Raw genomic sequence first — 14,918 nt, forward strand, 5'->3', positions numbered from 1 at the left:
ACGAGACGGTATGTGGGAAAAAGCGATTATGGGGATGGCTGCGCTGCGGATCTTGTCAGGCAGCATCGAGATTGTGGCTGCCTTGCTCATTTTGAAGGTCAATCAGGTCGAAAAGGCACTGCTCATAAATTCGGGCTTGGCAATCGTAGGGCCTGTGATTTTGATTACCACGACGACGATCGGCCTGCTCGGCATGTCTGATCGGGTCAGCTTTGCAAAAATCGCCTGGATTTTGCTCGGTATCTCCTGCATTTTGATCGGAGTGCGCAAGTGATGTCCAATTCCTTCCATTGGTAATGAGCGCCTCATCTGGGAATGCTAGTGCAAGAGACGAATGGGAGGGATTGGCATGCTTGAAACGATGGCGAACCGAATCGCCTATTTGCGCGGGCTGGCAGATGGCCTGGATGTGGGCGAAAAGAGTGCAGAAGGCAAAATTATGACTGAAATGATCGAGATCATGGACGAGGTGTACGCCCAGTTTCGCGAGCTGCACGCCCGCGTGGAAGAGGCGGAGGATTATGTAGAAGCGCTGGACGAAGACCTCGAAGACGTGGAACTCTATCTTTTCGAGGATGACGAGGCGTTGTACGAAACGATAGAGGATGACGACGATGTCGACTACGCCACCTACTATGATCTCGACGATGATGAAGATGCTGCGTTGTACGAGTCGGATGACGATACGCACTTGGCGACGGGCTACGATTTTTCCTGCCCGCACTGCCAGAAAGAGATTCACTTGCGAGAAGGTACCGATGACGACGGCTACAGTCATTACGTCATCGAGTCGGCTTCGGCCCAGCGTGACTATCAGCCGGTCAATCCGACGTAATAGAGCAGGCTCACAGCTTGTCCCAGCGCGCCACGAAAGCGCAGGGGCAAGCTTTTTCTATCTCCGGCTACTTTTTAGCATAAACCTCGTCCAGCCGCGCATAGGATGGAGGTAAGTCAATGTGGACAAACGAGAGTCAGCCACAAAAAGGAGGGTACCAGATGTGAGAGAGATCATGGCGATTTTGCCAGAAGCCATTCGCGCGATTTTGACTGCTCTTCCCTCCGCGGTCAAAGAGCATCTGGAAGAGATACGGCTTCGGCAAAATCAGCCGCTGGAAGTACGATTCGGTCAGCAATCCAGCTACGTGACGCAAGCAGGTCAGCTTACCTCCACTGCGAGTAAAGGCTGGATTTTTTCCGCAGATCAGGCAGTCAAGCTGCTGAGTCAGGTAAGCCAGCATTCTTTGTACGCGCTGGAGGAGGAGCTGAAGCGAGGCTACATTACGGTGATGGGCGGTCATCGCATCGGCATCGCGGGCAAAGTGGTGCTGGAAAAAGGCGATGTCAAAGGCATCCGGGACATTACCAGCTTCAACATCCGGATCGCCCGGGAGAAAAAAGGGGCGGCGCAAAAAGTGATGCCCTACTTGTTTGAAGGCGGCAACGTACTGAGCACACTGGTGATTTCTCCGCCGCAATGCGGGAAAACGACTCTTTTGCGCGACATGGCCCGCTCCCTCAGCTACGGCAGCGAGTGGTCTTCCAGTCGCAAAGTCGGGATCGTGGACGAGCGTTCCGAGCTGGCAGGCTGCCTGGAGGGCGTGCCGCAAAGAGACGTCGGCCCGCGCACAGATGTACTGGATGCATGCCCGAAAGCAGCAGGAATGATGATGCTGATCCGCTCCATGTCTCCTGATGTGCTGATTGTGGACGAGGTGGGGCGTGCGGAGGACGGGGATGCCGTATGGGAAGCGATTCACGCAGGAGTCGCAGTCATCTGCTCGGCTCATGGCGCTGATCTCAATGAAGTCGCTCGTCGCCCGATGCTCGGCAACCTCGTCCGGCACGGCGTGTTTTCCCGCTATATCGTCCTCAGCCGTACGAAAGGCGTAGGCACGATCCAGGCGATCTACGACCGAAGCATGAAGCCGCTGGAAAAGGAGAAGGTTGCATGGTCAAGCTGATTGGCGCGGTGCTCATCCTGTTCTCGGCCTCCATGGTCGGCTGGCAGATCGGCAGGTATTACGCCTATCGTCCCGTGCAGCTTCGCGCGCTTTTGGTCGCCCTGCAAATGCTGGAGACCGAGATCGTATACGGCATGACGCCGCTGCATCGCGCTTTTGCCAAAGTCGGTCGCCGGGTTTCCGAGGAAGTGGGCAGGCTGTTTCTTTACGCAGCAGAGCTTCTGGTCAGCGAAAAGGCGCCATCGGCAGAAGATTCCTTGCAGCAGGCAATGGGGAAGTACTGGGCACAAACCGCATTGCGCAGACAAGAGCGAGAAGTGCTGGCGAGTCTGGGGCAGGTTCTCGGATCATCCGACCGGGAAGACCAGCAGAAGCATTTGCGCCTGGCAGTTACCCATCTTAGGGGGCTTGAGGAAGAAGCGCGCGCCGAGCAGGCAAAATACGAGCGCATGTACAAAAGTCTCGGTTTTCTGGGTGGTCTTCTGGTCGTCATCCTGATGTTCTAAAGGCGAGGTGTTCACAGTGGATTTTGATTTGACACCTGTTTTCCAGATCGGAGCGGTAGGGTTCATCACAGCGATCTTGCACACGGTCCTCAAACAGGCGGGAAAGGAAGATATTGCGCACTGGGCGACACTGGTCGGATTCATCATCGTCCTGTACATGGTGTCCCACTACCTCGGCGACCTGTTCTCTGAGGTGAAACGCGTCTTCCTGTTCAACTGAGGAGGGGCTTTTCGATGGAAATCGTACAAATCGTTGGACTCGGATTGGTCGCTACCATTCTTGCCTTGGTGATCAAAGAGCAAAAGCCGATGTTCGCTTTCTTGTTGGCGATTGCGAGCGGTGTCATCATCTTTTACTTTCTCGTAGGCAAAATTGCCGAAGTCATTCGCATTCTGGAAAAGCTGGCCGTTCAGGCAGATCTGAACCTGGTGTTTCTGGAAACGATATTAAAAATCATCGGAATTGCCTACATTGCCGAATTTGGGGCGCAAATGACCCGTGACGCTGGACAGGGGGCGATTGCCTCCAAGATCGAGCTGGCGGGAAAAGTGCTGATTCTGGTCATGGCGGTACCGATTATCCAAATCATTATCGAAACAGTGATCGACTTGCTGCCGGCGTGAGAGAGGAGGGGTGTCTGTGGCGCAAACTGGCAAACTGATCCTGTTGTGGCTCATCCTTTTCATCTATCTGTCGCCTGGCCCTGGCACGGTCCATGCCGCCGGAGCAACCACAGCCAACCCGATCAACCAGATTGTCGAGGAGCAAGTGGATCACTTGCAGCTGGAGCGTGTCGAGCAATATTGGCAACAGCTTCAGCGCGAGTATAAAGGCTATTTGCCCGATTTGAAATCGCAAGGCTTCATCCAGATTTTGATGCAGCAAGAGGAACTGACGCTGTCGAGTGTGTTAAAAGGGATGGGCAAATTCGTCTTTCACGAAATTTTGATGAACGGCAAGCTGCTCAGCTCGATCATTATCATCACGGTTTTTGCCATGATTTTGGAGACGATGCAAAACGCATTCGAGCGCAACGCCGTATCCACCGTCGCCTATTCGATCGCTTACCTCGTCCTGATGGTGCTCGCCATCAACAGCTTTCACGTCGCGATCACATATGCCAAAGACGCGATCAACAGCATGTCTGATTTCATGCTCGCGATGATTCCGCTCGTGATTGCCTTGCTGGCCTCGGTCGGGAACCTGGCGACGGCCACCATGTTTCATCCGCTGATCATTTTCATGATCAACATCAGCGGCATGATGATCACGTACGTCGTCTTTCCGCTCCTGTTTCTGTCCGCGATGCTCTCGATCGTCAGCCTGTTTTCCGAACGGTACAAGGTCACCCAGCTTGCCACCTTGCTGCGAAACATCGCCATGGGGGTGCTCGGCTCCTTCCTGACGATTTTTCTGGCGGTCATCTCCATTCAGGGGGCGACCTCGGCTGTGGCTGACGGCGTCACGCTGCGGACGGCGAAGTACATTACAGGCAACTTCATCCCGATCGTCGGCCGAATGTTTTCCGATGCGGCCGATACGGTTCTGAACGCTTCGCTTCTGGTCAAAAACGCAGTCGGCTTGGCTGGAGTCGTCATTCTCATCATCTTGTGCGCTTTCCCGGCTCTCAAGATACTGGTTTTGGCCCTGATCTACAATTTGTCATCGGCTGTGCTGCAACCGCTGGGGAACAGTCCGATCATCAGTGCGCTCGGCACGATTGGCAAAAGCCTCCTGTTCGTCTTCGCCGCACTTGCGACAGTGGGATTGATGTTCTTTCTGGCGATTACCATCATTATTGCGGCAGGCAACATCTCCATGATGGTCCGGTAGGTGATGACATGACATGGTTAACACTCTGGCTCAAAAAAATCATCCTGCTCGTTCTTTTGGCCGCTTTTCTCGATCTGATCCTGCCCAATACGACCTTGCAGCGCTACGTCAAAATGGTGATGGGTCTGATCTTGCTTTTGACGATCATCTCCCCGGTGTTCAGCCTGTTCAGTCTGTCGCAGGACGATCTCGCCCTCAGACTTGATCGCTACCAGCAAAATTTGAACAAGCCAGCCGCTGTCGAATGGAAGAAAATGACTGACAAGCTGCTTGGTCAACAAAACGAACAGATGACAGCTTATGTGCAGGCACAGGTGGCATCTGCTGTAAAGGCGAGAATCAAAGCCGATTACGGCGTGGAAGTTGTCGATGTCGAGGTTGTGATCGACCAGAAGAAGCAAGGCGAGCCGACCTTGTCCCGGATGGAGTTGGTGATTGGCGAAGCTGACAGCGGCAAAAACAGCAACGACCCGCAGCAAGTCCAGCCGGTCAAGCCGATTACACCGATTGCTCCGGTACAAGTCACAGTCGGGGAGCCGCCGCAAGAACAGCAAGAAGTGGCTGTTTCAGCCCCGGAAGCGAACCCGCTGGCGAGCAAAATGGCCAGCGACCTCGCAGAACAGTGGGGGCTATCCAAAGAACAGGTGATCATCAAGGACGAGACCCGGGAAAACGAAAAGCAGTAATCACGCTGTCGACACAAGCGAGGTGAGCAACATGCTGGAAAAGCTGAAAAAATTGTGGGAAGGAAACGGCAGCAACAAAAAGCTCAAGCCATTGCACTATTTTATCGTCGTACTTGGAATCGGGATTGCTGTCATGATCTTGACAGATTTTCTGAAAGTCGAAAAAGATCAGCCTCTCGGGTTCTCGATCAACCCTGGCGAGACGTCGCCGCAGCCAACAGGCGACGGATCAGCTCCGGCGCTGGGCGGTTCACCCGCACCGGACATTATCGCCGAATATGAAAACATCTACGAAACCCAGCTTCGGGAAATCCTCGCGAATGTAGTCGGCGTGGGAGAGGTCGAAGTCATGGTCAATCTGGAATCGACGCCAGAGATTGTCGTGGAAAAAAACACCAATGTCCGCTCTTCCGTGAACCAGGAGATGGACAAGGAAAAGGCAACCCGGAATCAGAGTGACCAATCGCGCGATGCACAGGTCGTGATCGTCCAAGGCGGCAAGCAAGACCAGCCCGTCGTCGTCAAGACGTTGAAGCCGCGCGTCCGGGGAGTGCTCGTAGTGGCCAAAGGGGCCGACAACATCCAGGTGAAAGCATGGATCACCGAAGCTGTCCAAAAAGTTTTGGATGTTCCCGCTTACAAAATATCCATTTTGCCCAAAAAAGGGTAGGAGGTAATGACAAATGATTCTGCGCAAGCAAACAGTGTGGTTGTTGACAATGCTGGCTGTCATGGTTGTACTCTCCGGGTACTACCTGGTGAAGGGGCCGCAGGAACAGGTTCCGACCTCCGGACAAGAGCAGGCCGTCCAGAAGCAGGAGCAAATCTCCGGCGTGGAAGTAGAAACCAAGCAAGTCGAGCAAGCTCCTGGCGCTGCCGCCGTTGACGCTAAAAACGGCAAGCAGGAAACAACGACGGCTCCGGCCACTCCGACCGCACAAACACCGGCGCCTGAAGAAGCGAAGCAAACTTCCGGCAATGCCGTGCTCCCCGTAGCGGATACAGCAAGCGAAGTGTTCCAGGGCTTCAAGCTGAACCGGGAAGCGCAAACCGCGCAGCAAAAAGACGAGCAGCTGGCGATCATGAACAATTCCGAAGCAACGCCCCAGGCGGTAGCCGAAGCGAAAGCCAAGTACGATGAGCTGTCCACGCTGGAGACGGCCACGATGAACGTCGAAGAGATGCTCAAAGCGAGCGGCTACAAGGACGCGGTCGTCCTCGTCCAGAACGACAAAGCGACTGTCATCGTGCAAAAAGACAAACTGAGCGCAAACGAAGTGGTGGAAATTATTGCGCAAGTCAAGCAGCAATTGAATCTCCCGGCAACGAACATCCAGGTCCAGTTCCAGACGTCCTGAATGGCGAAGGCAAGCTGACCTTCGCGTTATAACGGGTGCCGTAAGTGGGCATGATGGTAAGGATTTTCTCGCTTCTTCTTGGCAGGAAGCGGGGAAATCCTTTCTTGACGTGATATGGGCAACAGGCTACCATGGATTTATGGTTTGCCAAAAAGGATACATATGGGACTCCCCGATCCTCTATTGAAACAAACGAAGGAGTGCTTTTTCGTCATGAAAATTCATGAAATCCGAGAAATTATTAAGCTGATTGATCAATCTTCCATTAATGAATTTAAGCTGGAGACAGAAGGGGCAAAAGTGACCCTGCGAAAATCCAGTGGTACAGAGACAGTAGTAGTGACTCAGCCTGTCGTACAAGCCCAGGTAGCGGCTCCTGCTGCGCCAGTGCAAGCGGCAGCCCCAGCAGCTGTACAAGCAGCTCCTGTTGCCGTGGAAGCGCCTAAGGCAGCTGCAAGCGCTCCGGCTCTTGACGATGCGAACCTGCACAAGATCGTTTCCCCGATGGTTGGAACGTTCTACAGCGCTCCGGAACCAGGCAAGCCTCCTTACGTCCAAGCGGGCGACAAAGTGAATGCGAGCAAAGTGGTCTGCATCGTGGAAGCGATGAAGCTGTTCAACGAAATCGAAGCAGAAGTAAGCGGCGAGATCGTCAAAGTGCTGGTGGAAGACGGCCAGCTCGTTGAGTACGGTCAAGCGCTGTTTTTGGTGAAGCCAGAATAAGGTGGGGGAGAGCGAAATGTTTCAAAAAGTATTGATTGCCAATCGCGGGGAGATTGCTGTACGGATCATCCGGGCATGCCGCGAGCTGGGCATTCGTACGGTCGCTGTCTACTCCGAAGCGGATCGTGAAGCGCTTCATGTGAAAATGGCCGACGAAGCTTACTGTATTGGTCCAAAAGCATCCAAGGAAAGCTACCTGAACATAGCAAACATCATGAGTGTCGCGACCAAGGTAGGGGCAGACGCCATCCATCCAGGCTATGGATTTTTGGCTGAGAACGCCGACTTTGCGGAGATTTGCACGGCATGCAACATCACGTTTATCGGTCCGGATCCGGAAGCCATCGTAAAAATGGGGGACAAGTCCACCGCAAAAGATACGATGAAAGCAGCTGGAGTGCCGACTGTTCCGGGAACAGAAGGGCTGATCGAAGATGTGGAAAGCGCCGTCGTGACAGCGAATGAGATCGGCTATCCGGTAATGGTCAAGGCTACTGCGGGCGGCGGCGGACGCGGCATGCGCGTGGCAGTCGACGACGAAGATTTGGAAAAGGCGATCCGTCAGGCGCAAAACGAAGCGAAAACCGCTTTCGGCAACCCGGGCGTCTACCTGGAAAAATTCGTGGAAGGCCCGCGTCACGTGGAAATCCAGATCATGGCCGACAAGCATGGCAACGCGGTTTATCTGGGCGAGCGCGACTGCTCCATCCAACGCCGCCACCAAAAGCTGATCGAGGAAGCTCCATCGCCTGCCTTGAGCGAAGAAACACGCAAGCAAATGGGCGAGGCAGCCGTTGCTGCTGCCAAGGCGGTAGCTTACCACGGAGCGGGTACAGTCGAGTTTTTGCTGGACAAGCACGGACAATTTTACTTCATGGAAATGAACACGCGTATTCAGGTAGAGCATCCTGTCACAGAGCTGGTTACCGGCTATGATCTGATCAAGGAACAGCTGACGGTCGCAGCTGGCCAACCGCTGTCTTTCAGCCAGGAAGACATCAAGCTTGACGGCTGGGCGATCGAATGCCGGATCAACGCAGAGAATCCTGCGAAAAACTTCATGCCGTCACCTGGACGCATCACCGAGTACTTGCCACCAGGCGGCTTCGGTGTGCGTGTGGACAGTGCTGCGTACGCAGGCTATTCCATCCCGCCGTACTACGATTCCATGATCGCCAAGCTGATCGTTTGGGGCAAGGATCGCAACGAGGCAATCGAACGCATGAAGCGTGCGCTCGGCGAATTTGTCATCGATGGCATCACCACGACGATCCCGTTCCATCAAAAAGTGCTGGAGCATGAAGTGTTCGTAAGCGGTCATTTTGACACCAAGTTCCTGGAAACCTACGAATTGAACCTGGACGAAGAATAAACAGGGCTGATTTGTAAAAAAACGGTGCGCTTGGTATAATGAATTACAAATCTAAAGGGAGGTGCGAAGCATGGAAGAGTTTACTCCGGATTTAGATAGAACAGAGCTTGGTAAAGTCCAGATCGCTCCCGAGGTACTGGAAGTGATCGCCGGCATGGCTGCGTCCGAGGTTGAAGGCGTAGCGCAAATGAGCGGCGGTTTCGTAGGGGAGATTGCTGAAAGATTGGGCCGTAAAAATATAGCTCGCGGCGTTCGTGTGGAGGTTGGCTCCCGCGAAGCGGCAGTGGATGTTTCCATCATTGTCAAATACGGACACCGCATTCCAGACGTCGCTCGTAATATTCAAGATAGTGTGCGCAATGGAATCGAAGGAATGACCGGACTTTCTGTTGTGGAAGTAAACGTACATATCGTCGATGTAGAGCTGAAAGCCGAAGAAAAAGCACCGGCGGCGCCTGTAGTCGAAGATTACCAGCGTGTGCGCTAAGCAGCACCGGATGGATGCCCCCTTTTCACAGGGGGCATTTTCCTCATTCCAATCAGTTGTTTCGCCAAGCCTTGGCTCATGGCGAAGCGTTAGCCTTTGATTGAGCCTTGTTTGTCTCCTTTCAAACATGGCGTAAAGGAGAGATGCATGTGAACTTGTTTGACCGCTTTATTTTGACGATTTACAGCTTTGCGCTGATCGTTTTGTCCTGCATCGCGATTGCGGCCACCAGCGGATTGGTCTCATCTGCTTATTTTGAGCCTTATGTGGATCAAATGCTTGAGGGTACGAACATTACGTATCTCATCGTCGCGATTATTTTCCTCATTGTGAGCCTTCGCTTCTTTTTCAGCTCGTTTCGTTCCAACAAGCCAAAAGTGGATCGCGGCATTCGCCAGCGCAGTGATTTGGGCGAAGTCAACATTACGATTCAGACGATCCAAACGATTGCGGAGCGCGCTGCCCGACGTGTAAAAGGCGTGCGCGACATGAAGACGACAGTCAAAGCGCTGGAAAGCGGGAACATCATTACCCTGCGTGTTTCTGTGGATGGCGAGACACCTTTGCCGGAGTTGACGCAAAAGCTGCAAGCGGATGTGAAAGAGCAGGTCGAAGGAATTGCTGGTGTCGTGATTTCCGAAGTAGCGGTTGTGGTGACGGAAGTGGCTCAGCAAGAAAACTACGCGGCTCGCAAGCGGGTAGAATAGAAGGTGAAGTCCATGAAATGGGAGTTAATGTGGGAACACAAGGGGAAGCTAATGGGGATTTCTGCCGGACTTTTTTTCGGCATCATCTACCTTCTCGTCGGATTTTGGGATACACTGGTCTTTGTTGTGTTTGTCGGAACCGGCTATTACATCGGTCGCAAGCTTGACCATAAGGAAGACTTGCGCGAAATACTGGATCGGATTCTGCCTGGCAAGTTTCGGTAACAAGAACGAGGGGAAAACTCCCCTGCTGACTTTAATTAGTAGGTGAATGGTATGAAGCGAAGAACAGCACGAGAAAAAGCAGTCCAATGCTTGTTTCAGATCGATATGGCCGAGGTGCCAGTAAAAGAAGCAATCGATCTGGTCATGGAAGAATCCGAGGAAAACGCGCAGTATTTGCGCTACTTGCTCGATGGAGTTTTGACCAACATGGCGGACATCGATGCAGAAATCAAAAAGTATTTGCGCGGCTGGCAGCTGGAGCGTATTGCCAACGTTGACCGCGCCATTTTGCGCCTTGCTTTTTATGAGATCATGTTTGAAGCGGATACGCCTGACAAGGTAGTCATGAACGAAGCGATCGAAATCGCGAAGCTGTTCAGTGACGATGCCTCCTATCGCTATATCAACGGTGTATTGGCGAGCTTCTTGCAATCCCGTGAAACGCAAAAGGCATAACAGGCAGGAGATACAAGCATGAGTAAGGTAATGTTGGGCATTGATACGAGCAATTACCGGACATCGCTGTGCTTGGCTCAGGAAGACGGCCGAATTGTTGCAGAAGCAAAACGCCTCCTCAAAGTGAAGGAAGGCAAACGCGGGCTGCAACAATCCGAAGCCGTCTTTCAGCATGTGATGAACTTGCCGGAATTAAGCGAGCAAATGAAGTGGAACGAGTATGAGATCGAAGCGATTTGCGTCAGTGAAAAGCCGCGGCCTGTCGATCAGTCGTACATGCCTGTGTTCAAGGTGGGAGAGGGCTTGGCCAAATCGCTGTCCACCTACCTGCGTGTTCCGCTGCATCTGACCACCCATCAGGAGGGGCATATCGCAGCGGGCGAGTACACAGCCGATGAGCGGCCAGGACAAGATCGCTTTTTGGCTGTCCATCTGTCAGGGGGAACGAGTGAGTTGCTGTTGTGCGAGCGTCACAGTGCCGGATATGCGATTGAAAAAATCGGCGGCACGATCGATTTGCACGCAGGGCAGTTGGTCGATCGGATCGGAGTGGCGCTCGGGATGGCATTTCCTGCCGGGCCGTACTTGGAGCAATTGGCAAAAGAGTCGACGGGGGAATTTCGCATTTCCTCTGCTGTGGACGGTTTGACCTTCAGCTTCTCCGGGCCGGAAGCGTCCTTGCTGCGCGCCATTGAGCGCGGCGAGACGAGCCATGCGGATATTGCGCGGGCAACCGAGCAGTGTATCGCCAACACGCTGGAAAAAACATTGCGGCACGCTGTTGAGCTGGGGCATCCAAGGGACATACTGATTGTGGGCGGGGTAGCTGCCAATCAGTACATGCGCGAGCGCCTGATCAAACGTTTGCAGCATCCGGCGGTAAAAGCCAAGCTGTATTTTTGCGACCCTGTTTACTCCGGCGATAACGCCTACGGAGTGGCAATGCTTGGGTGGATGAAGCAAAAGACGAACATTAAATAATGATAAACTTTTTATGATTCGGCTTTACAGTTGCAAACGAAATCGGTACACTAATGGTATCGACGTTTAAGAAGGAGGCTTTTTCTCCATGACTGCAACCATTCTCCAAGGAAAAGAAGTAGCAAAAAGCATTCGCGAAGAACTCGCGGTTGAAGTGGCGGAACTGAAAAAACAAGGACTTGTCCCTGGACTGACTGTTGTGCTTGTGGGTGATGATCCCGCATCGCATTCGTATGTACGCGGAAAATCGAAAGGCTGCGAGGAAGTCGGCATCCGTTCCGAGCTGATTCTCAAGGAAGCTTCGACGACAGAAGAAGAGCTGCTGGGCATTATTCGGGATTTGAACGAAAATCCGAACGTTCATGGGATTTTGGTTCAACTTCCTCTGCCAGCCCATATTTCGGAGAAAGCGGTCATCGCTGCGATTCATCCGGAAAAAGATGTCGACGGTTTCCATCCGATCAACGTGGGCAACATGGTGCTCGGCAACGAAACATTGCTGCCTTGCACTCCGCATGGCGTCATCGAGCTGATCAAGCGGACAGGCACGGAGATTTCCGGCAAGCACGCCGTCGTCATCGGCCGAAGCAACATCGTCGGCAAGCCGGTATCGCTTTTGCTGCAACAGGAAAACGCAACTGTGACCATGTGCCATTCCCGCACGCAAAACCTGGAGGAGTTCACGACGAAAGCGGACATCCTCGTGGTAGCGACAGGCCGGGCGCATATGATCGGAAAAGAGCATGTAAAGCCGGGCGCAGTTGTCATCGACGTAGGGGTAAACCGGATCGATTCCGGGAAGCTCGTCGGGGACGTCAAATTTGACGAAGTGCAAGAGATCGCAAGCTTTTTGACTCCGGTACCTGGCGGTGTTGGCCCAATGACCATCACCATGCTGTTGAAAAACACGGTTGTGGCAGCGAGAAAGCAAGCGCAACTTTAGAGGAACGACTGAGGGAATGGATAGGGCCTGCGCTTTATCCATTTCTTTTTGCATGCGTATACGAAAAGTCAATCAGACCAGGGCTTGAACAGAGGAGGGGCACATGGCTGCATCAAACATTTTGTCTGTCAGTGATCTGAACCGCTACATCAAGCTCGTCCTGGAAAAAGAGACGAACTTGCAAGACGTCTGGGTGAGGGGAGAAATCTCCAACTTCACGCATCACGCAAGCGGGCACATGTACTTTACCTTGAAGGACAACACATCGCGGATCAAGGTCGTGATGTTTGCCAGCTATAACCGCTTCTTGCGCTTTTTGCCCAAGGATGGAACGAAGGCGATCGTGCGCGGCTCCATCTCCGCTTTTGAACGGGACGGAGCGTATCAGCTCTATGCAAAAGAAATGCAGCCGGACGGTCTTGGCTCCTTGTATCTCGCTTTTGAGCAGTTGAAAGAAAAGCTGACCAAAGAAGGCTTGTTTGCTGCTGAGCGCAAGCGGACACTGCCTCGCTTCCCGAAAAGGGTCGGGGTCGTGACATCCCCGACAGGAGCGGCGATTCGCGATATTTGCACCACCATCCGCAGACGGTATCCGCAGGCGGAGATTGTCCTGTCGCCTGCCGTCGTGCAAGGGAAAGATGCCCCGGCATCGATCGTTTCGGCGATTCGGATTATTAATCAGCACCCTGACATCGACGTCTTGATCGTCGGCAGAGGTGGAGGCTCGATTGAAGAATTGTGGGCTTTCAACGATGAAAACGTGGCGCGGGCGATCGCCGGGTCGCCGATTCCGGTCATTTCCGCAGTCGGACATGAGACGGATGTGACGATCGCGGATTTTGTGGCAGACGTGCGGGCGGCGACGCCAACCGCAGCGGCAGAGCTTGCTGTCCCGCATTATTTGGAGTGGGTGGAGCGCGTTCGCCAGCTTGAAATCCGGATGCACAGGGCGGTGCGCAATCAGCTCGCAGAAGAGCGTACGCGGCTGGATCGGTTGAGCGGTTCGTACGCGATGCGGCAGCCGCAGCGCAGGCTGGAGGAAGCGGCAGAGCGGCTCGATCGGACGTATATGCGAATGCGCCAGGCGATGAAGCATTTGATGGAAAGAAGGCGGGAGCGCTACACGCGGCTTTCCGAACAGATCAAAAAATATCGGCTGTCGGATCAGGTCGGGGAGAGAAGGAAAGCGGTTGCGTCGATTCGCGCGCGTCTGGATGAAAAAATGCTGGCGCGGCTGAACCAGAACCGGATGGCTTTTGCTTCAAGGGTAGCCACTCTGGAGGCGCTCAGTCCGCTGGCGGTTATGAAGCGCGGCTTTTCGCTGGTGTACACGAATGATCAGCTGGTGAAGTCCGTGGAACAATTTGCCCCTGGCGATCAGATCGTGGTACGATTAAGTGATGGCAGTGCTACGGCACGGGTGGAACAGTTGAATCGGGAGGAGAAGCGCAATGGCTCGCAAGAAAACGGACCAAGAGACTGACATGCAGTTCGAAGAAGCGATGAAGCGGCTGGAAGAAGTCGTCGGGAAGCTGGAAGAAGGAGACATCCCGCTGGAGGAAGCAATTACGCTGTATCAAGAGGGCGTCACTCTCTCGCGTATTTGCGGACAGAAGCTGGATGCGATTGAAGCCAAAATCATTCAGCTGGTAGAAGAAGACGGCCAACTGAAGCAGAAGGCTTTTCGTGTGGAAGGGGAATAACGACATCGTGGATACATTCCAATCGTATTTGGCGGAAAAAACAGCCTACATTGAACAACATCTCACGCCTGCCCTGGAGCAGGAAGGCGTCCCGACCCATTTGTACGAATCCATGAAGTATTCACTCATGGCAGGCGGCAAAAGGCTTCGTCCGATGCTCGTTCTCGCTGTGCTGGAAGCGCTGGACAAACCGATGGAGCGCGGCGTTCCTTTTGCCGTTGCCCTGGAGATGATTCATACATACTCGCTGATCCACGATGATCTGCCAGCGATGGATGACGATGACCTGCGCCGTGGAAAGCCGACCAACCACAAAGTGTACGGAGAGGCGACCGCGATTTTGGCGGGCGATGCCCTCTTGACGCGCGCCTTTTCTCACGTAGCGGAAGCCTATCAGGAGCGGACAGATGTGACATCTGCGACGATTGTCAAACTGATTGCCGAGCTGGGCAAGCGCGCAGGCGCGACAGGCATGGTGGGCGGGCAGATGGCCGACATCGAAGGAGAGAGCAAGCAGCTCGATCTGAAGCAGTTGGAGTTCATCCATCGCCACAAGACAGGCGATCTGCTCGTGGCAGCGCTCAGGGGCGGAGGCTATTTGGCGGAAGCGAGCGAAGCGCAGATGGATGCTTTGACCCGCTACGGCGTCTGCATCGGACTGGCTTTTCAAATTCAGGATGACATCCTCAACGTGGAAGGGGACGCGGCAAAGCTGGGAAAAGCGGTTGGCAGCGACGCGGACCGGAACAAATCGACCTATCCTTCGCTGTTGGGACTTGCTGAGTCCAAAGAAAGGCTGTCTGCTTTGATCGCGGAGGCAAAAGCGGCTCTCGCCATTGCAGGCATCGAGCATTCCGCATTGAGCCCTTTGGCAGATTACGTTCAAAACCGCAACAAGTAAATGAAATGATAGGCAAAAAGCTGGCATCCACGTGGGGTGCCAGCTTTTTTCTATGACAAGCGTCTCGCCTTTTTT

21 protein-coding genes are annotated in these 14,918 nt (G+C 53.6%); all 21 read left to right on the forward strand.

The features are described 5' to 3' along the window. The first annotated feature begins 10 nt into the window (after positions 1 to 10). The 21 genes from M2298_RS04995 to M2298_RS05095 all read left to right on the forward strand — a co-directional run bounded on the left by M2298_RS04995 (position 11) and on the right by M2298_RS05095 (position 14,843). On the forward strand, positions 11 to 274 hold the full coding sequence (locus tag M2298_RS04995; RefSeq protein ID WP_122965829.1) for a YqhV family protein: 264 nt from the start codon (positions 11 to 13) through the stop codon (positions 272 to 274). 75 nt (positions 275 to 349) lie between these two features. Then, positions 350 to 835 (forward strand): CD1247 N-terminal domain-containing protein, encoded by a 486-nt coding sequence (locus tag M2298_RS05000; RefSeq protein ID WP_122965830.1) that lies wholly within the window; start codon positions 350 to 352, stop codon positions 833 to 835. A 163-nt stretch (positions 836 to 998) separates the two neighbouring features. Then, on the forward strand, positions 999 to 1,961 hold the full coding sequence (gene spoIIIAA / locus M2298_RS05005; RefSeq protein WP_122965831.1) for a stage III sporulation protein AA: 963 nt from the start codon (positions 999 to 1,001) through the stop codon (positions 1,959 to 1,961). Beyond that, the gene (gene spoIIIAB / locus M2298_RS05010; protein ID WP_280648291.1) at positions 1,949 to 2,467 is read left to right on the forward strand and encodes a stage III sporulation protein SpoIIIAB; all 519 of its coding nucleotides are present in this window, start codon (positions 1,949 to 1,951) and stop codon (positions 2,465 to 2,467) included. Before spoIIIAA ends, spoIIIAB begins: the two co-directional genes overlap by 13 nt. Positions 2,468 to 2,483: 16 nt before the next feature. Continuing rightward, complete coding sequence (gene spoIIIAC / locus M2298_RS05015; protein ID WP_005827263.1) at positions 2,484 to 2,687, forward strand: stage III sporulation protein AC; 204 nt, start codon at positions 2,484 to 2,486, stop codon at positions 2,685 to 2,687. 14 nt (positions 2,688 to 2,701) lie between these two features. Next, complete coding sequence (spoIIIAD, locus tag M2298_RS05020) at positions 2,702 to 3,091, forward strand: stage III sporulation protein AD (RefSeq protein ID WP_063226823.1); 390 nt, start codon at positions 2,702 to 2,704, stop codon at positions 3,089 to 3,091. 16 nt (positions 3,092 to 3,107) lie between these two features. Then, positions 3,108 to 4,301 (forward strand): stage III sporulation protein AE, encoded by a 1,194-nt coding sequence (spoIIIAE, locus tag M2298_RS05025; protein WP_122965833.1) that lies wholly within the window; start codon positions 3,108 to 3,110, stop codon positions 4,299 to 4,301. A gap of 8 nt (positions 4,302 to 4,309) precedes the next feature. After that, positions 4,310 to 4,987, forward strand: a complete 678-nt coding sequence (spoIIIAF, locus tag M2298_RS05030; protein ID WP_173595764.1) for a stage III sporulation protein AF — start codon at positions 4,310 to 4,312, stop codon at positions 4,985 to 4,987. A 31-nt stretch (positions 4,988 to 5,018) separates the two neighbouring features. Beyond that, positions 5,019 to 5,657 (forward strand): stage III sporulation protein AG, encoded by a 639-nt coding sequence (gene spoIIIAG, locus M2298_RS05035; RefSeq protein ID WP_173595765.1) that lies wholly within the window; start codon positions 5,019 to 5,021, stop codon positions 5,655 to 5,657. Positions 5,658 to 5,670: 13 nt separating this feature from the next. After that, positions 5,671 to 6,345: a SpoIIIAH-like family protein gene (locus M2298_RS05040; protein ID WP_122965836.1), complete on the forward strand. Its 675-nt coding sequence runs from the start codon at positions 5,671 to 5,673 to the stop codon at positions 6,343 to 6,345. 213 nt (positions 6,346 to 6,558) lie between these two features. Continuing rightward, entirely contained in the window at positions 6,559 to 7,068 is a 510-nt protein-coding gene (gene accB, locus M2298_RS05045; RefSeq protein WP_122965837.1) for an acetyl-CoA carboxylase biotin carboxyl carrier protein, read from the forward strand. Positions 7,069 to 7,084: 16 nt separating this feature from the next. Continuing rightward, complete coding sequence (gene accC, locus M2298_RS05050; RefSeq protein WP_122965838.1) at positions 7,085 to 8,440, forward strand: acetyl-CoA carboxylase biotin carboxylase subunit; 1,356 nt, start codon at positions 7,085 to 7,087, stop codon at positions 8,438 to 8,440. A 70-nt stretch (positions 8,441 to 8,510) separates the two neighbouring features. Then, on the forward strand, positions 8,511 to 8,927 hold the full coding sequence (locus tag M2298_RS05055) for an Asp23/Gls24 family envelope stress response protein (RefSeq protein ID WP_122965839.1): 417 nt from the start codon (positions 8,511 to 8,513) through the stop codon (positions 8,925 to 8,927). Positions 8,928 to 9,070: 143 nt separating this feature from the next. After that, positions 9,071 to 9,634, forward strand: a complete 564-nt coding sequence (gene amaP / locus M2298_RS05060; RefSeq protein ID WP_173595766.1) for an alkaline shock response membrane anchor protein AmaP — start codon at positions 9,071 to 9,073, stop codon at positions 9,632 to 9,634. A 12-nt stretch (positions 9,635 to 9,646) separates the two neighbouring features. Continuing rightward, positions 9,647 to 9,859, forward strand: coding sequence for a DUF2273 domain-containing protein (locus M2298_RS05065; protein ID WP_122965841.1), 213 nt, complete (start codon positions 9,647 to 9,649; stop codon positions 9,857 to 9,859). Positions 9,860 to 9,910: 51 nt separating this feature from the next. Further along, positions 9,911 to 10,315, forward strand: coding sequence for a transcription antitermination factor NusB (gene nusB, locus M2298_RS05070; RefSeq protein WP_122965842.1), 405 nt, complete (start codon positions 9,911 to 9,913; stop codon positions 10,313 to 10,315). An 18-nt stretch (positions 10,316 to 10,333) separates the two neighbouring features. Next, positions 10,334 to 11,296: a tRNA (adenosine(37)-N6)-threonylcarbamoyltransferase complex transferase subunit TsaD gene (locus M2298_RS05075; RefSeq protein WP_173595767.1), complete on the forward strand. Its 963-nt coding sequence runs from the start codon at positions 10,334 to 10,336 to the stop codon at positions 11,294 to 11,296. Between the two features lie 88 nt (positions 11,297 to 11,384). Next, positions 11,385 to 12,239 (forward strand): bifunctional methylenetetrahydrofolate dehydrogenase/methenyltetrahydrofolate cyclohydrolase FolD, encoded by an 855-nt coding sequence (folD, locus tag M2298_RS05080; RefSeq protein WP_122965844.1) that lies wholly within the window; start codon positions 11,385 to 11,387, stop codon positions 12,237 to 12,239. Between the two features lie 103 nt (positions 12,240 to 12,342). Further along, positions 12,343 to 13,722 carry an exodeoxyribonuclease VII large subunit gene (gene xseA / locus M2298_RS05085; RefSeq protein ID WP_122965845.1) on the forward strand — a complete coding sequence of 460 codons (1,380 nt, stop codon included), beginning with the start codon at positions 12,343 to 12,345 and terminating at the stop codon, positions 13,720 to 13,722. Then, a complete protein-coding gene (gene xseB, locus M2298_RS05090) occupies positions 13,691 to 13,942 on the forward strand; it encodes an exodeoxyribonuclease VII small subunit (RefSeq protein ID WP_005827293.1) in 252 nt (83 codons plus the stop codon). Before xseA ends, xseB begins: the two co-directional genes overlap by 32 nt. Positions 13,943 to 13,949: 7 nt before the next feature. Further along, on the forward strand, positions 13,950 to 14,843 hold the full coding sequence (locus M2298_RS05095; RefSeq protein WP_173599155.1) for a polyprenyl synthetase family protein: 894 nt from the start codon (positions 13,950 to 13,952) through the stop codon (positions 14,841 to 14,843). Positions 14,844 to 14,918: the final 75 nt, after the last annotated feature.

It is taken from the genome of Brevibacillus sp. 1238, assembly GCF_029892995.1.
GTDB classification, from domain to species: domain Bacteria; phylum Bacillota; class Bacilli; order Brevibacillales; family Brevibacillaceae; genus Brevibacillus; species Brevibacillus parabrevis.